Source organism: Desulfitobacterium elongatum, assembly GCF_055378975.1.
In genome coordinates this window covers 3,563,988-3,584,191 of sequence record NZ_AP038772.1, presented here as the reverse complement: position 1 = coordinate 3,584,191, position 20,204 = coordinate 3,563,988, and the positions used below count along the sequence as shown (strand labels likewise).

The 20,204-nt window shown below is 44.0% G+C and carries 15 protein-coding genes; 13 read left to right on the top strand and 2 right to left on the bottom strand.

Annotated elements, in window-relative coordinates:
• Nucleotides 1–109 precede the first annotated feature (109 nt).
• Nucleotides 110–1,054 (top strand): L-lactate dehydrogenase, encoded by a 945-nt coding sequence (locus ACZ42W_RS17005; protein WP_464166453.1) that lies wholly within the window; start codon nt 110–112, stop codon nt 1,052–1,054.
• A gap of 245 nt (nt 1,055–1,299) precedes the next feature.
• The gene (locus tag ACZ42W_RS17000) at nt 1,300–1,743 is read left to right on the top strand and encodes a hypothetical protein (RefSeq protein WP_464166452.1); all 444 of its coding nucleotides are present in this window, start codon (nt 1,300–1,302) and stop codon (nt 1,741–1,743) included.
• A 556-nt stretch (nt 1,744–2,299) separates the two neighbouring features.
• Here the strand turns inward: ACZ42W_RS17000 and ACZ42W_RS16995 are convergent.
• Together ACZ42W_RS16995 and ACZ42W_RS16990 are read right to left on the bottom strand one after the other, a co-directional pair.
• A complete protein-coding gene (locus tag ACZ42W_RS16995; protein WP_464166451.1) occupies nt 2,300–4,306 on the bottom strand; it encodes a KUP/HAK/KT family potassium transporter in 2,007 nt (668 codons plus the stop codon).
• Between the two features lie 478 nt (nt 4,307–4,784).
• Complete coding sequence (locus ACZ42W_RS16990; RefSeq protein WP_464166450.1) at nt 4,785–5,159, bottom strand: hypothetical protein; 375 nt, start codon at nt 5,157–5,159, stop codon at nt 4,785–4,787.
• A 293-nt stretch (nt 5,160–5,452) separates the two neighbouring features.
• On the opposite strand from ACZ42W_RS16990, the gene pcrA reads away from it, so the two are divergent.
• The 11 genes from pcrA to ACZ42W_RS16935 all read left to right on the top strand — a co-directional run bounded on the left by pcrA (nt 5,453) and on the right by ACZ42W_RS16935 (nt 20,119).
• On the top strand, nt 5,453–7,723 hold the full coding sequence (gene pcrA, locus ACZ42W_RS16985) for a DNA helicase PcrA (protein ID WP_464166449.1): 2,271 nt from the start codon (nt 5,453–5,455) through the stop codon (nt 7,721–7,723).
• Between the two features lie 42 nt (nt 7,724–7,765).
• Nucleotides 7,766–9,400, top strand: coding sequence for a putative manganese-dependent inorganic diphosphatase (locus ACZ42W_RS16980; protein WP_464166448.1), 1,635 nt, complete (start codon nt 7,766–7,768; stop codon nt 9,398–9,400).
• A 133-nt stretch (nt 9,401–9,533) separates the two neighbouring features.
• On the top strand, nt 9,534–11,519 hold the full coding sequence (ligA, locus tag ACZ42W_RS16975) for an NAD-dependent DNA ligase LigA (protein ID WP_464166447.1): 1,986 nt from the start codon (nt 9,534–9,536) through the stop codon (nt 11,517–11,519).
• Between the two features lie 120 nt (nt 11,520–11,639).
• On the top strand, nt 11,640–11,924 hold the full coding sequence (gatC, locus tag ACZ42W_RS16970; RefSeq protein ID WP_464166446.1) for an Asp-tRNA(Asn)/Glu-tRNA(Gln) amidotransferase subunit GatC: 285 nt from the start codon (nt 11,640–11,642) through the stop codon (nt 11,922–11,924).
• A 22-nt stretch (nt 11,925–11,946) separates the two neighbouring features.
• Complete coding sequence (gene gatA / locus ACZ42W_RS16965) at nt 11,947–13,422, top strand: Asp-tRNA(Asn)/Glu-tRNA(Gln) amidotransferase subunit GatA (RefSeq protein WP_464166445.1); 1,476 nt, start codon at nt 11,947–11,949, stop codon at nt 13,420–13,422.
• The gene (gene gatB, locus ACZ42W_RS16960) at nt 13,422–14,876 is read left to right on the top strand and encodes an Asp-tRNA(Asn)/Glu-tRNA(Gln) amidotransferase subunit GatB (RefSeq protein WP_464166444.1); all 1,455 of its coding nucleotides are present in this window, start codon (nt 13,422–13,424) and stop codon (nt 14,874–14,876) included. The genes gatA and gatB overlap by 1 nt, the downstream gene beginning before the upstream one ends.
• A 200-nt stretch (nt 14,877–15,076) precedes the next feature.
• Complete coding sequence (gene nifV, locus ACZ42W_RS16955; RefSeq protein ID WP_464166443.1) at nt 15,077–16,225, top strand: homocitrate synthase; 1,149 nt, start codon at nt 15,077–15,079, stop codon at nt 16,223–16,225.
• A gap of 15 nt (nt 16,226–16,240) precedes the next feature.
• Complete coding sequence (locus tag ACZ42W_RS16950) at nt 16,241–17,251, top strand: isocitrate/isopropylmalate dehydrogenase family protein (protein WP_464166442.1); 1,011 nt, start codon at nt 16,241–16,243, stop codon at nt 17,249–17,251.
• Between the two features lie 182 nt (nt 17,252–17,433).
• A complete protein-coding gene (locus tag ACZ42W_RS16945; RefSeq protein ID WP_464166441.1) occupies nt 17,434–18,177 on the top strand; it encodes a lysostaphin resistance A-like protein in 744 nt (247 codons plus the stop codon).
• Nucleotides 18,178–18,250: 73 nt separating this feature from the next.
• A complete protein-coding gene (locus ACZ42W_RS16940; protein ID WP_464166440.1) occupies nt 18,251–19,159 on the top strand; it encodes a DUF2156 domain-containing protein in 909 nt (302 codons plus the stop codon).
• Between the two features lie 48 nt (nt 19,160–19,207).
• Nucleotides 19,208–20,119, top strand: a complete 912-nt coding sequence (locus ACZ42W_RS16935; RefSeq protein ID WP_464166439.1) for a GNAT family N-acetyltransferase — start codon at nt 19,208–19,210, stop codon at nt 20,117–20,119.
• Nucleotides 20,120–20,204 lie beyond the last annotated feature (85 nt).

Genomic DNA, 20,204 nt, shown 5'->3' with positions numbered 1-20,204 from the left:
ATATAGATGGCAAGGAATAGTTACTATTCCTTGCCAATTTTAATATTAGTCGAAATGCTGATAATTTAGCGCTCTCCTTGGAAACCTAGTTCTCAAGGAGGGATTCGCTTTGAGTATTCATTCAAGTAAAGTAGTTATTATTGGTAGCGGTTTTGTGGGAGCGAGCATCGCTTATGCGACCTTAATTCGTGGCTTGTGTAATGAGCTGGTTCTTATTGATATCGATCGGGAAAAAGCACAAGGGGAAGCCATGGATTTAAGTCATGGACTTCCGTTTATTCGGCCAGTCGAAATCCGTGCTGGAGGGTTTGAGGAGTGCGAAGGCGCTGAGATCATAGTGATCACAGCTGGAGCAAATCAGAAGCCCGGGGAAACGCGCCTAGACCTCGTACAAAAGAATGCTAAGATCATGCAATCTATTCTCGAAGAAATCGTTAAATATGAAAAGAATGCTATTTTGATTGTTGTGAGTAACCCCGTTGATGTGCTCACAGCATTTGCCCGGAAGGTTACGAATTTACCTCCTGAGCATATCATTGGCTCAGGGACTGTCCTTGATACAGCGAGATTTAGGTATTCATTAAGTCAGCGCTGTGGGATTAATGCGAGCAATATCCATGCTTATGTCGTCGGTGAACATGGAGACTCCGAAGTCCTACTTTTTAGCTCAGCAAGTATCGCTGGAAGTTCGCTTGACTCTTATCGTGAGAATTTCCCGGGAGTCTTTGAAAAGGACTGGAGAGAGCAAGTGACAACCGATGTGCGACGAGCCGCCTATGAGATTATTAGCCGCAAGGGAGCGACCTATTACGGTATCGGATTAAGTTGCGCTCAGATTATGCAAGCGATTCTGCGTGATGAGCAGAAGGTTCTAACGGTATCGAGCTTGATCGAGGATCAGTATCATGATTTGGGTGTTGCATTGAGTGTGCCGAGTATTCTCGGAAGAAATGGAGTTGTCCGTCGTTTGGAGTTAAGGATGGATGCAATAGAAGATGAATTGTTCCAAAAATCAGTTCAGACACTACGAGAGTCAATGTCACAAATCCACTAAGAAGAGGCTGTAAAAAAGGAGTATCGCAAACTACTTAAAAGTAGTTTGCGATACTCCCATCATTTCCTTAATTGTCAATTATGAGGATCATTGGGAGGGGGCTACAATAGACTAATATGGATTATATGGTAATTTAAACCATTGATAAGATCTGGCAATTAGTCAAAGAATATAATTAATGCTCTACCCTCAAGGAATGAAACAATGCCCAAGCAATTATAAAGCCGTACTAAGGAGGAAGAACTTTGAAGCATGATAAATCTCTAGAAGCGATATTGATAGGGATAATTATAGTAATTCCTCTTGAAATTATATCTCTCTTCTTTAAACATTTAGGGTGGATAACAGTTACTAATGGCGAGGCATGCAGCATGATGTTTATTCCTGAAGGAAGTTGGATATTAGGCCTATACGCCCTTCCTTCAGTAGGTGGATTAGCAATATTTATGCTGTATCAACTTACTAAGATTATCGGAACTGATTATCTTCCCGTTAAGGGCTTCATTGTAGGTATGGTCGCAAAAGCCTTTGTTTTTACGATTTTCGGAGTTCTTGCAAAAAATTATCATCTAATACAAAGTCCCTTGGGGAATTATGTGATTGGCCTTAATTCGGGTTTTGGTGGATTTCTTGCAGGAATTTTAATGAAGAAATATCTCTTTGATGAATCAACACAAAATAAAGGTTAAGAGATTTCGCTATTTCCAACCTTTGAAAAAATTGTAACTGCGTTAGGATAGGTTAACAAAAGCATTAAAGAAACCATAAATTATAAAGAAATCGAACAGGTGCTTTTAAAGATACTTGCAACAAAAAGAAGAGAGGTGTCCCTATGCTCATCAACGGAGATATGAGAATTCGTGTCATAGTTCACAAATTTCCCGAGACCGCAAAGGTATTCCAAGCATACGGGATTAGTTGTTTTGGCTGAGGTGTTTCGAATTACAAAAATCTTGAGCAGGCTGCTCAAGCTCGCGGAATCAATGTAGACAAGTTATTGAGAGATCTGAATGCAGCGATAAGTAAACCATTTTAAAATCAAATAGGACCCTTAGTCCTAAGACCTAAGGGTTCACATCCGAGATGCATACTAGCAATTCACACATCAATTCACAGGCCAATACACCGTAAGGGGTCCGCTAACCCATTATGGTGTATTGGCCTTTCTACGCTGAACATTCGTTTGAGCATCTTGAACCTTCTTTGTCTCAATCAAGGGAAGGGTTCTAGAATTGAATTTTGTTCTTATATGGTTTCTCTCTTAAGTCTGATTTGTCTAGTGGTTCCTAAACGTAATGGAACGTGTTCAATTTTAACATCAGTGTGTTCGAGTCCAAACCATCTCACAGGAGAAACTGTAATTTTCTTTAGATGGAGCCTAAATAGCATGATTAATCGTTTGAATAAAGGAAGGTCGGTATCATGAGGCAACTCTTCACGGACTAAAACGAAACAGAAATCCCCAATGTTACGATTGACATCATTTGTTGAATACAATTGGTATTGTTCTTTTATTTCGTGTGACTCCATAAGATCGGTTACAATTTGTCTTAAATACGTGCTTACTTTTTGTTCGACCCTAAATCCTAAGCGCAATTGAATTTTAAAAACATAATCCGTTCCAAAATTCTCTACTGTATATTCCATTGTCCTTGGTTCATCGGTTACCTGGACATTGATAAACCAATAAACCTCAGCCTTTTTAGGTCGCTTATCTAAAATTGAATACATAATCTCTTCATTGACTTGTCCTGGTTTTGATTTGCTGGTTAGATACACTAAATTCGTAGCATAGAGGGGAAAGTGTTCATCTTTTCTAAGCTTTCCAAGCCTAAAAATATGATCTTCAAGTGTAACCTCTTTTGTTACGGCTTGTTCAAGAATACTCGCTTTGAACCATAAAATCATATGGATCAAAATGAAAGAAGCAATAATCACAGTGACAAATCCACCGTGGAAAAATTTCGAAGCACTCGCGATGAAGAAAGCAGTTTCCAAGGTTCCGAAACTAATAACCATGATAAGTGAGAGTACCCTTGAAACCTTTCGCATAACAAGGTATTTGAACAACAAGATTGTCGTCATCAGCATCGTAATGGTAATCGCTAACCCATATGCCGATTCCATGTGCGCAGAGGTTCGAAAGAATAGGACCACTCCGATACAAGAAAACATTAAGAGGATATTGACCGAGGGAATGTACATCTGACCTTTTGACAGAGCCGGATAATAGATTTTTAACCTCGGCAATAGATTTAATTTAATGGCTTCTGAAACAAGTGTAAAGGACCCCGTAATCAAGGCTTGAGATGCAATTATTGCTGCTAAGGTCGCAAAAACAACACCAAAGATACGAAAATTATTAGGCATCAGTTCAAAAAATGGATTAAAACTAATCATATTTTGTAGCGCATGAGTTTCTTTGACCTGCAATAGCCAAGCCCCTTGGCCGAAATAGTTGAGCAGTAAGCAGATTTTTACAAAAGGCCAGGTACCGTAGATATTTTTTCGTCCTACATGTCCTAAATCCGAATACAATGCTTCTGCCCCGGTAGTAGCTAAAAATACACTACCCAAGATTGCAAAACCGGCCTTATTTTGTTCACTAAATAACAGTTTGATTCCATAGTGTGGAGATAATGATTTTAATATATCGAGGTTTCCAAAAACATGGACGACACCGAGGACCCCTAACATGACAAACCATAAAAACATGACGGGTCCAAATAATCGGCCAATGATCTCAGTCCCCGTTCGTTGGATCAGGAACAGAAAACAGAGAATAAAGATTGTAATTAAAATAACAGTGGATTGGCTCGATCCAAAGCTATTCACATAGGCTGGAATCCCTTTTAATCCTTCCACAGCAGTAGTGACGGTAACTGCTGGAGTTAAAATGCCGTCCGCTAAAAGTGTTGCTCCCCCAATCATAGCAGGATAAACCAGCCAGGCACCCCTCTTTCGAATCAATGAATACAGTGCGAGGATGCCACCTTCCCCATGATTATCTGCCTTAAGTGCAATCAGGACGTACTTAATCGTGGTTAGTAATGTAAGAGTCCAGAAGATAAGGGAAAGGGAGCCGTATATAAATTCTTTGGAAATTGATTCTAATCCCCCGTTCCCTTCAACTAATGCCTTCATAACATATAAGGGGGATGTCCCAATATCACCATAAACAACCCCGATAGTTACAAGCATACCAGCTATGGTTAATGGTCGTTCTTTGCATAAATTTAATGCCTTTTCCATTTCTTTATCCTTTCACATCCGATTTGTAAGTAGGAAGAATGAAACGAATTTTACTCGGTAAATGGTAATTCGTCGATTCTTATATAAGGTCAAAAAAGGGGTATAATATTTGAAAAAGCAGAGTGAAATTCGATTTTCGCTTTGGCTCTAACGCACATTGATATTTTCTCAAGTTTTGCTTAATTTAAACGTTTTTTTATATCATCTTTATAGGTTTAATACAAATATTTACGCTATCTTTACATGCAAAAAAAATTAGATTAAAAATAGTGATGGATTAGCTGTCATTCGTTTTGTTAATAAATGGTAAAAATACCTATCCTTATCCTTTCAGCAAGCGAACATGAAAACGAAAATCAAGGAGTATGCCATACTCCGCATACCCATATATTAAGCTAGAAAACACACGAGAATTCGTATGGGAATACTCGTGTGTTTTCTTATCCTAAAACCGAGGGTGCTCTTTGAATTTAAACGATCATTGCGGATGCATAGGCTGATGGGGTGGTTGCGCTGCTTGAGGAGGTTGTGGCAATTGTGTTCTCCCTGGGATAAAAGGTTGCAAAGGCGGTGTTCCCACTGGTCTCTGTGCCGCCCTACGAAACCCTATTTCACTTAAAAACTCCGTTAACGGTCTTGTTTCTTGGCGTACCGGTGTTCGTGCGCCAGGTACATGAAGCATAATATCTGCTCCGAACTGCTCAAGACGTTCCCGTCCCATATATTGTGTTGGTCCCAACCCTATTAAACTGCCTAGCTGGGATCTTCCATCAGGATTTCCAAACCCATGTGGAACACCTTGATGAGATTGGAAAATACCCCCTGATGGGGTCATACTATTTTTTGTTGCCATTACTTGGACCCTCCTACTTATAAATTTGGAATCGAAAATTTTATCTTTTCTAACGTTCCAGTACCTGATGTTGTGCGTCATGAATTATTTGTTGCTGGATAGTACGCGGACTGATGGAGAATATTGGAGTCATATAACAATATATGGATATACAAAATTGTCCTGTTCTCATTTCCATACACTTTTTGATTTTTAAAGTAAGATCAAAGTAAAGAACGCTTTTTCAAAAAATCTAACGTTAGCTTATTTCAATATGCTATAATATAGTGTTGAAAAGTGAGGTGGAGTGGGAAATGTATCGATTAGAGGATCTAAACCCGGTCCAGCGTCAGGCTGTAGAGCACCGGGACGGCCCGTTATTGATTTTAGCGGGTGCTGGTTCAGGGAAAACACGGGTATTAACTTATAGAATTGCCCATTTAGTCGCTCAAGGAATTGAGCCTTGGAATATCCTAGCGATTACCTTTACTAATAAAGCCGCTCAGGAAATGCGGGAGCGGGTTGCGGCTTTGGTCGGAAGTGAAGGTAGGGGACTTTGGGTCGCTACGTTTCACTCGGCCTGTGTCCGGATTTTAAGGAGTGAAATCGAGCATCTACCGGGGTATAACCGGAGTTTCGTCATATATGATAGCGGGGATCAACAAGCCGTCATCAAATCGTGTATGAAAGAATTGGATCTCGATGATAAGAAATTTCCTCCGAGAGCGATTGGTGGGGCGATTAGTGATGCGAAAAATAAGCTTCTAAGCCCAGAGGAATTCTCACAACGAGCCACGGATTACTTTGAGAAAAAGGTAGAGAAGGTGTACACACTTTACCAGAAAAAGCTCAAAGCCAACAACGCCTTGGATTTTGATGATATCATCATGCTTACGGTTCGGCTCTTCCGGGAGAACCCAGAGGTTCTGGCTCATTACCAAGAAAAGTTTCGCTACATCCTCGTGGATGAGTATCAAGATACAAACCATGCACAGTATGCTTTAGTTAATCTCTTAGCGAAGAGATATCGGAATCTCTGTGTCGTAGGAGACGATGACCAGTCGATTTATATGTTTCGGGGAGCAGACGTTCAAAACATCCTGGATTTTGAACGAGATTATCCTGAAGCTGTGGTCTTGAAGCTTGAGCAGAATTACCGCTCAACTCAGCGCATTCTGGAGGCGGCTAATTCCGTCGTCCAGAATAATACAGAACGAAAAGAGAAATCTCTCTGGACAGAGAACCAGGAAGGGAATCCACTCATTTACTATGTTGCGGACAATGAGCATGATGAGGCACGCTATGTCGCCGAACGAATTCAAAGGCTCCGTAGTGTGGAAGGACGCCGCTTTAATGACTTCGCGATTCTCTATCGAACGAATGCCCAGTCTCGGGTGATTGAAGAACGGTTTATGAAGGAAGGAATTCCCTACCGTGTGTTCTCCGGGCTTAAGTTCTATGAGCGAATGGAAATCAAGGACATTATCGCCTATCTGCGCGTTCTTCATAACCCTTCAGACCAGGTGAGTTTCTCCCGAATCCTTAATGTCCCGAAAAGGGGCCTAGGAGACAGTACACTGGAAAAGATCCTTGATTATGCGGATGAACAAGGAATGCCTGTTCTTGATGCCATTATGGAAGCAGACTATATACCCGACTTAACCACTCGGGCGAAGAAACCCTTATTTGCTTTTGCCCAACTTATGCAAGAGCTTAAGGGATTAGCCCATGAAGAGAGCTCCGTGACCAAGCTCGTTGAAGAGATTCTTAAGAAAACTGGATACTGGGATATCCTTATCGCGGAGAAAACTCCAGAGGCAGAGGCACGGGCAGAAAACGTTCGCGAGTTCCTCTCTGTCACGGCTGAGTATGATGCCAAAGCAGAAGACCAAGCCAATGCTCCGGAGGAAGGACCCGAGGGGGAGGAAACTGTCGTTCCTGGCCTTGCAGGTTTCCTCGAGCAGGTCTCCTTGGTGGCGCAGATTGACTCCTTGGATCAAGGAGAAGAGGCTGCTGTCATGATGACGATTCATAGTGCTAAGGGGCTTGAATTCCCTGTCGTCTTCCTCGGAGGGATGGAAGAAGGGATTTTTCCAAGTAGCCGTTCGATGATTGATCCTACCCTCCTCGCAGAAGAGCGTCGTCTTTGTTATGTCGCAATTACTCGTGCACGGGAAAAGCTGTATTTGACCTATGCGGGTCAACGTATGCTCTATGGAAGGACACAATATAACCGCCCTTCAGAGTTTTTTGAAGAAATTCCCCAGCATTTGCTTCAGGATCGTGATCCAATCGATCCACCGCCAAGTCGGCAAAAATCACGCCCCCAGTCGGGAAGCGGGGAAGTTAGGGTTTCTGGAGGACGCTCAACCTGGGGTACCTGGGACTCAAAAAATGTAGGTAATCCCCTGAAGGAATCTACAGGGACTGAGTATCATGTCGGGGAAAAGGTAGAGCATGCCAAGTTCGGCAAAGGACTGATTGTTTCTGTCAAAGGAGAAGGAAATCAGGCTGAGATTTCTGTGGTCTTTGAAGGACAGATAAAAAAGCTCATTGCGGAATATGCTAAACTCACAAAAATCTAAAGAAAGCATACTTACCCTTATATTAGAAAGGACAGTTTAAGAGTGGCAGAAAAGATTTATGTTGTTGGACACAAAAACCCAGATACTGACTCGATCTGTGCAGCGATTTCGTTTGCTCGATTGAAGCAACGCTTGGGTATGAAAAATGTGATTGCCTGTCGAGCAGGAAAAGTCAATCGTGAGACAGAGTTTGTGCTGAATGCTTTTGGAGTTGAAGCTCCTGAATTCCTTGAAGATCTACATCTCAGAGTGAAAGATATGCTTAATGGGCCTGTTCCCACAGTTAAACCGAAAACCTCGCTTCAAGAAGCCTGGAAGACGATGAAAGAAAACAACCAGAAAACCCTACCCGTAGTAGATCGTGCGGAGCGGATGATTGGCATGATCACCGTAGGGGATCTGTCCGCTTCCTACATTGAAAGTATGGCAGATCTTGACTTCGGGTCCCTTCATGTTCCTGTAGAGAACGTTGTGCAGACGTTAAATGGAAAGCTGCTTGTGGGAAGTGAAGAGGAGGAACTGAAGGGGAATGTTTATGTCGGTGCGATGCGGCATGAGACCCTTGAGACCTATGTTGAATATGGAAATATCGTTTTGATAGGGGACCGTATTACCGCTCAAGAAAGTGCTCTTCGCCTAGGAGTTTCCGCTTTAATCCTTACGGGTGGAGCGACTCTATCTCCTGAATTAGAGGCCCTCGCTCGTGCTAAGAATACTGTAGTAGTATCCGTACCTTGTGATACCTTTACTGCAGCACGCCTTTTACCGATGAGTGCGCCGGTTCAAAGTGTCATGAAAACGGAAGGCGTCATTTCTTTCTATGAAGATGATCTCATTTCTGAAGTGAGACAGAAGATGTTAGAGACACGTTTCCGTAACTATCCTGTGCTGGATGATCAGGGAAAGGTGTCCGGACTCATCAGCCGTTATCACTTATTAAGCTTAAGTCGTAAAAAAGTCATTCTCGTTGACCATAACGAATTTGGACAAGCCGTGAATGGAGCAGATCAAGCCCAAGTATTAGAAGTTATTGATCATCACCGAGTGGGTGGGATTCAAACGGGGGAACCGATTCTTTTCCGTAATGAACCAGTTGGGTCAACCTGTACGATTGTTGCCAAATGTTATCGTGATTTTGGAATCATCCCGGATCAAGAAATAGCTGGAATCATGCTTGGTGCTATTTTATCGGATACGGTTATTTTTAAATCTCCGACGTGTACAGAGACCGATAAAGAAATTGCCGCTTATCTCGCAGAAATTGCCGATGTCAATGCTAAGGAATTTGGGATTCGAATGTTTAAGGCCGCTTCCAACCTGGAAGGTCGTAAGGTCGATGAGCTGATTGAGGAAGACCTTAAAGAATTCACAGTGGGTGATATTAAAGTAGGAATTGGCCAATTCAGTGTCATGGGATTAGAAGGACTTGAGAGAATACGTGTCGAATTAACACAAAGACTTGAAGCCATCCGAAGCGAGCGAGGGATGAGCTATCTCTTGCTTATGCTAACGGATCTTCTCGAAGAGAACACAGAGCTATTCGTCGCAGGAAATAAGTCAGAAGAGATCGCCAAGGCCTTTAATAAGCCGTTAGAGAATGGAAGCGTCTTTTTACCTGGAGTATTATCGAGGAAAAAACAAGTGGTTCCACCGTTATCAAAATACTTTCTCCGATGAATTCAGTTGGGGTGGCGTAAAACCCCACCTGTATTGAGTTTACTATATGGGTTAGAATAGTAAGGTTAGCGCTGTGAGGGTAATAACCCACAGCGCTAATGTTTTAATTGCTTTATAAGGGGGAAGTGATTTCATGTCTGAAGAATCCAAGCGCCTAGAAGAATTAAAACGTCAAATAGAGGAAGCAAACTACCAATATTACGGCTTAGACCAACCGACCTTGACCGATGCAGAATATGATGCCCTTTTGCAGGAATTAATTCGACTCGAAAAAGAACATCCGGAGTGGCTCACTCCAGATTCTCCTTCTCAGCGGGTCGGTGGCTATATCGCTAAGGAGTTTCCGAAAGTACGGCATGCCGAGGCTCTTTTGAGCTTGGATAATGCGTTCAATGCTGGGGACTTAACAGAATTTGATCGTAGGGTCCGTTCGACCGTGACTCAGGTAGAGTATGTGGTGGAGCTTAAAATTGATGGGTTGACCGTGGCATTAACCTATGAAGATGGAATGCTCGTCCGTGGCGCAACCCGTGGAGATGGGGAAGTAGGAGAGGAAATTACGGCCAATGTTAAAACAATTTCTTCGATTCCCTTACGGGTTCGCCAAGAGGTTTCTCGACTTGATGTTCGCGGCGAAGGATATATGCCGAAGGAGTCTTTTCTGCGTTTGAACCAAGATAGAGAAGAAAGCGGGCAGCCCATGTTTGCAAATCCACGCAATGCAGCGGCGGGATCTTTGCGGCAACTCGATTCCCGAGTTACGGCTCAGCGTCGATTAGGATATTTTGCGTATCAGGTGCTAACCCCTGAAGGGGTGGATCTGTCCTCACAAACGAGGGTACTCGATTATCTCAAGGGGCAAGGGTTTTCGGTAAATCCTGAGTATAAAGTATTTTCACAGATCGAAGAGGTCATCGCCTATTGCACGGAAATGGCAGAAAAACGGCATAGCTTTCCGTATGACATCGATGGACTGGTGATTAAGGTCAATGATATTGCTCAACAGCGGGAACTTGGCTTTACAGCAAAGAGTCCTCGCTGGGCAATTGCTTATAAGTTTCCTGCGGAACAGGTGGAAACCATAGTAGAAGATATTGTTATACGGGTCGGGAGAACCGGAGTGCTGACTCCGACGGCAGACTTGAAGCCCGTATTTGTTGCAGGGTCGACGGTGAGTCGTGCAACGTTACATAACTCGGATAATATTCGGGATAAGGATATTCGAATCGGGGATCATGTTCTCATCCAAAAGGCAGGGGATGTCATTCCGGAAGTCGTCAAGTCCTTGCCAGAGAGGCGAACAGGGGATGAACGGATTTTTGAGATGCCGGCCTTCTGTCCGGAATGTCAAAGCCCTGTGAGTCGTGAGGAGGGAGAGGCAGCCCATCGTTGTACAAGTATCTCCTGTCCTGCGCAGCAAAGGGAGGCCATCATCCATTTTGTTTCTCGAGATGCGATGAATATTGATGGTCTCGGACCAGCCGTGATTCAACAGCTTCTTGAGGTAGGCTTGATTCGTGATGCAGCAGATTTATATTCGTTACAGTATGAGGCGCTCCTTCAATTAGAGCGGATGGGGAAGAAGTCCGCCGAGAATTTACTGAAGGCGATCGAGGAAAGTAAAAAGCGGGGGCTGGCCTCTTTAATTTTTGGGTTGGGAATTCGGCACGTCGGGGAGAAAGCGGGCAAGATTCTTGCACAGAGATTTGGTACAATGGACAATTTAGAGCAGTCTCAGCTTGAAGAGTTGCAGGGAATTTCAGACATTGGACCCGCCATGGCGCAGAGTATCGTTCAGTTTTTCAGCCAGGAAAGTACCCGAGACTTTTTAAGGAAATTACGGCAGGCTGGAGTGGATATGAACGCTCAGACCTCCTTACGCTCGCAAATTTTCGCGGGGAAAAGTATTGTAGTGACGGGAACCCTGGAACGATGGGATCGTCAATATGTTGAGAATCTAATCGAGGAGCATGGGGGAAAAGCAGCAAGCAGTGTCAGCAAAAAAACCGCCTTTGTCGTCGCTGGAGAAAAGGCGGGTTCGAAGCTAACAAAAGCCAAAGAGCTTGGGGTACCAGTATTAACTGAAGCTGAGTTTGCCGAACTTTTGTCCGATGAATAACCGCCACTAAGACTGATGCTTTTAAGTGGAGATAAGTGGCAAGGAGTAAGTAGTAATTGCTCCGAGGGTTTTCATCTGTTATAGTATAACTATTATTTTTTGCTAAGGATGGTGATATTGGTGAAAATTTCACGAGAGCAAGTCGAACATGTCGCCAAACTCGCTCGCCTGGAACTTGCTGATGAGGAAATCGCAACGAATACAGAACAGTTAAATTCAATCCTTGAATATGCAGCGATGCTTGAAGGTATTAATACCGAAGATATCGTTCCTACTGCACATGCCGTTCCCTTACAAAATGTCTTGCGTGAAGATGAAATAAGACCTTCTCTCGACAGAGACAAGGTCCTAGCGAATGCTCCGGAAGCGGAGGATGGTTTCTTTAAGGTGCCAAGGATTATTTAGGAATGAAAGGAGAAAAAACAGCATGGAGATGACTGCCCGAACGGCTGGAGAGCTGCATGCGCTCTTAGTAAATAAAGAGATTAGCGCAACAGAGCTGACCCAGGCGTTCTTAACACGAATCCAAGCCGTGGATTCGGATATAAAAGCGTTTGTAAGTGTTACTGAGGAAGTAGCTTTGTCCCAAGCCAAGAAAGTCGATGACAAGCTTGCTCGAGGCGAAGAGCTAGGGGCTTTGGAAGGAATTCCGATGGCCTTAAAGGACAATCTTTGCACGGAAGGAATTCGGACAACCTGTTCTTCCAAAATCCTCGAGAATTTTATACCTCCCTATAATGCTACCGTGACTGAGCGGCTTCACGATGCAGGAGCGATACTTTTGGGTAAGCTCAATATGGATGAGTTCGCTATGGGATCTTCCACAGAAAACTCTCGTTTCTTCCCGACTCATAATCCTTGGGATTTAGAACGGGTCCCTGGGGGCTCCTCTGGTGGTTCAGTGGCCTCAGTTGCAGCGGATCAAGCTGTTTATACATTGGGATCAGATACCGGTGGATCGATCCGTCAGCCTGCTGCTTTTTGCGGAGTTGTCGGATTAAAACCGACCTATGGAGTGGTTTCTCGCTATGGGCTTATCGCCTATGCTTCATCTCTAGATCAGATTGGGCCGATTACGAAAACAGTTCAGGATAATGCACTTGTACTGAATGCGATAGCAGGGCATGACTCAAAGGATTCTACATCAGTCCCTTATCATAAGCCTGATTATACGAAGTTCCTTGTCAATGATATCCAAGGCTTGCGGATTGGCGTGCCTAAAGAATATTTCGGGCAGGGGATGGACCCGAATGTAGAAAAGGTGATTCGGGAAGGAATTCGTACGTTAGAGAGTCTTGGAGCTATCGTCGAGGAGTGCTCCTTGCCGAATACTGAATACGCCATGCCTGCGTACTATCTGATTGCCCCGGCTGAAGCAAGTTCGAATCTGGCTCGTTATGATGGGGTAAGGTATGGACATCGGGCCGAAGGAGTCGAGGATGTCTTAGGTTTGTTCAGTAAAACTCGAGCAGAGGGGTTTGGTTCAGAGGTCAAGCGGCGTATCATGCTTGGGACCTATGCTTTAAGCGCAGGATATTATGATGCTTATTATGTGAAGGCTCAGAAGGTTAGGACCTTGATTAAGCAGGATTTTGACCGGGCTTTTGAGAAGTTTGATGTGCTTCTCTCACCTACGGCACCGACTCCCGCCTTTCGTTTAGGGGAAAAATCCGGAGACCCTTTAACCATGTACTTATCCGATGTTTGTACCGTTCCAATTAACCTTGCTGGAATTCCAGCCTTATCGATTCCAGCGGGCTTTGTAGATGGCTTACCAGTAGGACTACAGCTCATGGGCAAACCCTTCGATGAGGGGACGCTCTATCGAGTCGCCTATACGTTTGAGCAGAATACCACGTTCCATACCGTGAAACCAAGTCTGCTGAAAGGGGGGGCACGGTAATGAGTGCATTGGATCGTTATGAAATGGTGTGTGGAGTCGAAGTGCATGTTGAGCTAGCCACTCGGACAAAAATCTTTTGTGGGTGCTCGACGGAATTTGGTGGCGAGCAAAATACACATGTTTGTCCCGTCTGTCTGGGACTTCCAGGCGTCTTGCCCGTACTCAATCGTGAAGTGGTTAACCTAGCGATTAAGGCAGGACTTGCTCTGAATTGTGAAATCGCGGATTTCTCAAAGTTCGATCGGAAAAACTATTTTTATCCGGATGCACCGAAGAACTATCAGACCTCCCAGTATGATCTCCCCATTTGTAAGCAGGGCTGGCTCGAAATCGAGGCTGAGGGAGAAAAGAAACGCATCGGAATCACTCGTGCCCACATGGAAGATGATGCGGGAAAACTCGTGCATAGTGGGGAGACCATCTCCACCTCACACCAATCCTTTGTAGACTATAATCGGACCGGAGTTCCTCTACTAGAAATTGTTTCTGAACCTGATATGCGCTCTATTCCTGAGACTCTAGCTTTTCTCGAAGAACTCGTGAGTGTCATTCAGTACACCGAAGTCTCGGATTGTCGGATGGAGCAAGGTTCCGTTCGATTCGATGTGAATCTCTCCTTGCGGCCGAAAGGGCAAGAGGAATTTGGCACACGAACCGAGACGAAGAATCTCAATTCTTTCAGTTCCGTTCGCCGGTGCATGGAGTATGAAATCGAGCGGCAAGCCCAACTCCTCGATGAGGGAGAGGCCGTGATCCAGGAAACTCGGACGTGGGATGAAGGTAAAGGGATTACCCTGTCTCTTCGTTCAAAAGAAGAAGCTCATGATTATCGCTATTTCCCAGAGCCGGATTTGGTTCCTTTGGTCATTGAGCGGGAATGGGTTGAGAGAATTCGTGAGACCCTTCCAGAATTGCCTGCAGCACGCCGTGAACGACTAAAATCCCTTGGCTTAACGGCCTATGATGCGGAAGTAATTACATCCTCGAAGGAAATGTCCGATTTCTTCGATGCAGCACTCAAGTGCTTTTCCGATGTAAAGACCTTAGCGAATTGGGTCATGGGGGATTTCACACGCCTTATCAATGCTAAGCAAGTTAAAGTGGAGGATTCACCAGTTGCTCCAGCACAGCTTGCTGAACTTCTTGAACTCATCGATAAGGGAACGATCAGTGGAAAGATTGGCAAGAATATCCTCGAAGAGATGTTCGAATCGGGGAAAGACCCCGCTAAGATTGTTAAGGAAAAGGGTCTGGCCCAAATTAGCGATGAGGGTGCATTGCTTAAGCTTGTGGATGAAGTGCTTGCAGCAAATCCTCAGTCTGTCGAAGACTATAAGGCTGGAAAAGAACGGGCTATCGGATTCCTCGTCGGTCAGCTTATGAAGGCGACAAAAGGCCAAGCGAATCCAGGGGTTGTAAACACTCTACTGAAAGAGCAACTTTCTAAGCTCTAATCTTTAGCAAGCTTCCTTTTCGATACCAGCATCTAGAAAAGGAAGCTTGTTTTTCATTTGTAGTGTAGCGAACGGTCTTGACGCGTTCTTCTTCGATGTATACAGTATTTGTATGATAGAATAGTTCAAACAAAAGTAAGATTGTGATAGTATATCGTTATGTAGAAAAATTCTCAAATAATCAAAGGAGCTGAGTGATCGTGGTGAAAAAACATCTAACAATCGTAGACACGACATTAAGGGATGGAGAACAGACCGCGGGTGTGGTGTTCTCAAATCAGGAGAAGCTAATGATCGCTCGTTTGCTCGATGATCTAGGTGTACATCAGATTGAAGCGGGAATCCCTGTCATGGGTGGAGATGAACAGCGGGCGATTCGCGATATAGTAAAAATGGGTTTGAAAGCGAGTATCATGGGCTGGAACCGCGCGGTCATCGCGGACATCGAGACGTCCTTAGCTTGTGGTTGTGACGCAGTAGCTATATCCATCTCAACTTCAGATATTCATATAGAGCATAAATTAATGACGACTCGGGAAGAAGTAATTGAGCGGATGGTTAAGGCCACAGAATTTGCAAAGAAAAACGGCGTGTATATTTCTGTGAATGCAGAGGATGCATCTCGTTCAGATATGGATTTTCTCATTGAATTTGCACTTCAGGCCAAAAATGCGGGCGCTGACCGTATTCGCTATTGTGACACGGTTGGAATTCTTGACCCGTTTACAACCTACGATCGAATTGCCAAGCTAGTGGAGAATATAGGAATCGACGTAGAAATGCATACACACAATGACTTCGGTATGGCGACAGCCAATGCCTTAGCGGGCGTAAAAGCGGGTGCCACCCATGTCGGAGTAACCGTCAATGGCTTGGGTGAACGGGCAGGCAATGCAGCGCTTGAAGAAGTTGTCATGGCTCTTAAGCACCTCTTAGATACTGATCTTAACTTTGCTACAGAGAGGTTTGTTGAAGTTTCAGAATTCGTAGCTAGAGCCTCAGGACGGAATGTTCCCGCTTGGAAGGCCATCGTCGGAAGCAATATGTTTGCTCATGAATCTGGAATCCATGCAGACGGAATGTTGAAGAATCCACTGACTTATGAGGTCTTTAAGCCGGAGGATGTAGGTTCTGAACGCCAGATTGTGATTGGTAAACACTCCGGGACCGCATCAATTAAAGCAAAATTCCTAAAGGAGTATGGGAAAGAGATTTCTAACGAAGAAGCAGAGGAACTTTTGAAGAGAGTTCGGTCCTTTGCTGTTGATATGAAACGTTCCCTTTTTGATAAGGAACTTATGTATATCTACGAAGAAATGCTTCGAGATGAAGCTCGCTCTAAAGCCTAAGGAAGGGGAACATTCATGGCTAAAGTAACTGTTACACTCATACCAGGAGATGGAATCGGACCGGAAGTTAGTTCAGCGGCGCAAAAAGTCATTGATTCAACTGGAGTTCCTCTTGAATGGGAAGTTGTCGAAGCCGGAGAGGCCTGTATCGAAAAGTATGGCTCTCCGCTTCCAGATCATGTGATAGAGATTGTTAAACGCAATAAAGTTGCCCTGAAGGGGCCCATCACCACCCCTGTTGGCAAGGGATTCAGAAGTGTCAATGTCGCGCTGCGTCAGACCTTAGGATTATATGCTAATGTCCGGCCTATCCGGAATCTGGAGAATGTTTTCTCCCGCTATGAAGGGGTAGATTTGGTTATTGTCCGGGAAAATACGGAAGATATCTATTCAGGAGTGGAGCACTGGGTAGGGCGAGATGCCGCAGAGAGCATTAAGATTATTACTCGTGTGGCCTCAGAACGGATTGGTCGCTATGCCTTCGAGTTAGCGAAAAGCCAAGGGAGAAAGAAAGTTACTATCGTGCATAAGGCGAATATCATGAAGCTGAGTGACGGGCTTTTCTTAGAAAGTGTCCGGCATGTGGCTAAGGATTATCCGGAGATTGAGTGTGAAGACCGAATTGTTGATGCGCTCTGTATGAATTTAGTTCAAGCTCCTGAGAACTTCGATGTACTAGTTCTCCCTAATCTGTACGGAGATATTGTATCCGATTTGTGCGCGGGGCTTGTGGGTGGTTTAGGAGTTGCCCCCGGAGCCAATATCGGGGAGGACGGAGCAGTATTTGAAGCGGTTCATGGGAGTGCACCACTGATTGCAGGGAAGAATGAAGCGAATCCGCTCGCTATGATTCTTTCAGGAGTTGAAATGCTTAAGTATCTTGGATTTGTTGAGGAAGCTTCCAAGATACAGCAAGCAGTCAATCAGGTCTTGGCTGATCAGAACTTGTTGACGAAGGACCTCGGTGGACAAGCTGGAACCAAGGAATTTGCAGAATCAATTATTGCGGCTATCAAAAAACTATAGTATTCGAGAGAATAGAGTGTTTTAAGAGGGGCTTCCTAAGAGTAAAGAACTTTTAGGATGTCTCTTTTGTGATTAATGCACCCCCAGCTTCCATCGCCTCCTTTTCCCTTGTGGACAAGTCTTGCATCTTTCGTATAAAATTAGAGGTAAATGTAAGTTGAGTTATGTGAAGGAAGCGAAGTATGAAGGAGACAGATAGAGAACATCTTTTAAGAGATGATAAAAAAGCCGAAGGCCAAAATAGGATTCCTCCGCGTCGACCGGTTTGGAACGTATGGCAGGGGCTTTTTCTTCTGCTATTAATTTATCTTATCGAATTTTCGTTAGGGTGGCTAAGTACTCCTCAAGATTTGGAACAATTTCAGGGCTTTTTCCGATTTCTTGCTGTAGGGCTAGGTGAAGTTATTCTTTACCTGGTAGTCATTATAGGCTTTTTTAGAATTATCCGACGGCCTTTAAGTGAGCTGGGTTTTGTAAAACCACGGGGACGTTATGTCATTCTCGGAGTTGTAATGGGGATAATGCTCTTTGTAGCTGTTGGCTTGCTTGGAAACTTTTTAGCCCATTGGCTGGGTACACCTGCTCCACAAAGTTTTACACTGGTCGTCATGGGAGCAGAATATAACTGGCAGTTTTTTTTACTCCTCATCCTTGGTGGAATATTAGCTCCTGTAAAAGAAGAAGTTATTTTCAGAGGGATTTTTTATCCGCCGTTTAGGATGGTTTATGGACGAGGAAAGGGGATTCTTTTTACAGCGGGTCTGTTTGCAATTTTGCATTTTGATATCGTAAGATTTATTCCGCTTTTTATCGGCGGAGTCGCACTAACCTGGTTATATCAAAAGACTTCTAGCCTATGGCCTTCGATTCTAGCGCATGGAACTTGGAATATTCTCATGGCCGTAGCATTGTGGATCCAACGATAATTCTTAGTACTGAAAAGGTTAAAGATAGAAATGAAGAATTTGCCGAAATGATGAACGCGAGGGAAAATATAAAATGATTAACTTTAAAAGCGTAGAACTAAACGACAAAATGTGGATGGAACCACTCCTTGCTGCTGCTGATTTTGGTGGCTGCCATCAGAACTTTACCAATATATTTGCCTGGTCACAAGCCTATAACTATCGCGTGGCACAGGTTAATGATTACCTTGTCGTCAAAGGAAAGATCAACAATGATCTCCCCTATTATTTTTTCCCTGCAGGTCAGGGGGATCTTAAACCAGTTATCGACGCCATGATACAAGATGCCGAGGATTGTCAACACGAATTTCAGTTATCTGGAGTATCCCCTGAGAACATGGAAGTGCTCAATACTGTGTTTCCTGAGCACTTTGAGTATCAAGAAATTCGCGATGGGTTCGATTATGTTTATCTACTGGACAAACTCGTCACTCTGGCGGGCCGAAAGCTTCAAGCCAAACGTAATCACATCAACCGTTTTAAGGCAAATAATAATAACTGGAGCTTTGAGCAGATATCACCAGAGAATATAGCCGAGTGCTGGGAGATGAATCGAAAATGGTGTAAGATTAACGGCTGCAAGGATGATGAACATCTTGCCTCAGAATACTGTGCTGTTAGCCTATGCTTTGATCATTTCAAAGAGCTTGGTCTGTTGGGGGGACTCATCCGTTTAGAAGGTAGTGTTATAGCTTATACAATGGGTGAGAGACTCAATTCAGACACCTTTGTCATACATATCGAAAAGGCCTTTGGGGAGATACAGGGTGCCTATCAGATGATCAATCGTGAATTTGCGGCCTTAATCAAGGATAATTACCCTCAACTTACGTATGTTAACCGCGAGGAGGACATGGGCTTTGAAGGGTTGAGGAAGGCCAAGTTATCCTACCATCCAGACAAAATGGAGGAGAAATATCAGGCTAAGTATTTTACTGTGTAAAGGGCTGGGCTGGATTTTTGGTATTAGGGAATGGGGGTACAACGTAAGATGAGCGAAGTCAGATTAGCCCAAAAAAACGAGATTGTTCGTCAAAAAGAGATATGGAAACGATGCTTTGGAGACGAGGATAGTTTTATAGACTTTTACTATGCCAATAGGTATAAAGAGGATGCGACACTCTTGCTGCTTGAAGAGGGTGAAATTGCAGCCATGCTTACTATGATACCTGTCAAAATGGTGGAGACGAATAATCGAAGCTTTGATACTGTGATGCTCTATGCTATAGCGACACACCCCGAGTACCAAAACAGAGGTCTCGCCACGCAATTGATGAATTCTTGCAATGAATTATTAGCAGCAAACCATAAAGAATTCTCCATTCTTGTCCCAGCCGAAAAACAGCTTTTTGACTTCTATCGTAGACAAGGCTATCGTGAGGGATTTTATATCCGCGAGGCGATACTTACCCATGATAGGATAGAAAGTTTAGATAGTGTTAACTCAAGCCATTACATCATGCCGCCCATGCCACCCACGAAATCTACCCCTATCACATCTGAAGAATATAACCGTAGGCGGAATAAGCAGCTCGAAGGAAGGCTATACATCGCCTACGCAGAGGAAGAGATTGCCTACCAGAAGAAGCTGTCGCAATTATCCGGAGCAGATATTTATGCTATCGATGTTCAAGGAATTCAAGGTTGTGCAGCGATCGAAAGAATCAACCCCGATAAGCTTTTGATTAAGGAAATTTTGCTCCCCGAGGAATTTATCACTCAGGGGGTTAGACAAATTGCTCAATGCCTGCCAGCCAAGGAGTATCTTATCCGGACACCAGCATACCTTGGTGTAGCTTTAGGTGGTGAGATCCGCGCGTTTGGCATGTACAGATCGCAAAAAGAAATGAATCTGGAGAAAACACCTGCAGAACAAGGGTATTTGGGATTTGCCTTTGACTAGTAATCAACAATCTAGGTGTAAGACAAAAGCGAATTTTTGCGAAGTGAGTCGTTTATATCCTGCGGATTTGAAAGGAGATCTCATC

Coding starts and splice junctions, on each gene's coding strand:
- ACZ42W_RS16940 (WP_464166440.1), top strand. CDS start 18,251: ATGATTAACTTTAAAAGCGTAGAACTAAACGACAAAATGTGGATGGAA.
- pcrA (WP_464166449.1), top strand. CDS start 5,453: ATGTATCGATTAGAGGATCTAAACCCGGTCCAGCGTCAGGCTGTAGAG.
- gatB (WP_464166444.1), top strand. CDS start 13,422: ATGAGTGCATTGGATCGTTATGAAATGGTGTGTGGAGTCGAAGTGCAT.
- ACZ42W_RS16935 (WP_464166439.1), top strand. CDS start 19,208: ATGAGCGAAGTCAGATTAGCCCAAAAAAACGAGATTGTTCGTCAAAAA.
- ACZ42W_RS16995 (WP_464166451.1), bottom strand. CDS start 4,306: ATGGAAAAGGCATTAAATTTATGCAAAGAACGACCATTAACCATAGCT.
- ligA (WP_464166447.1), top strand. CDS start 9,534: ATGTCTGAAGAATCCAAGCGCCTAGAAGAATTAAAACGTCAAATAGAG.
- ACZ42W_RS16945 (WP_464166441.1), top strand. CDS start 17,434: ATGAAGGAGACAGATAGAGAACATCTTTTAAGAGATGATAAAAAAGCC.
- gatA (WP_464166445.1), top strand. CDS start 11,947: ATGGAGATGACTGCCCGAACGGCTGGAGAGCTGCATGCGCTCTTAGTA.
- ACZ42W_RS16990 (WP_464166450.1), bottom strand. CDS start 5,159: ATGGCAACAAAAAATAGTATGACCCCATCAGGGGGTATTTTCCAATCT.
- ACZ42W_RS16950 (WP_464166442.1), top strand. CDS start 16,241: ATGGCTAAAGTAACTGTTACACTCATACCAGGAGATGGAATCGGACCG.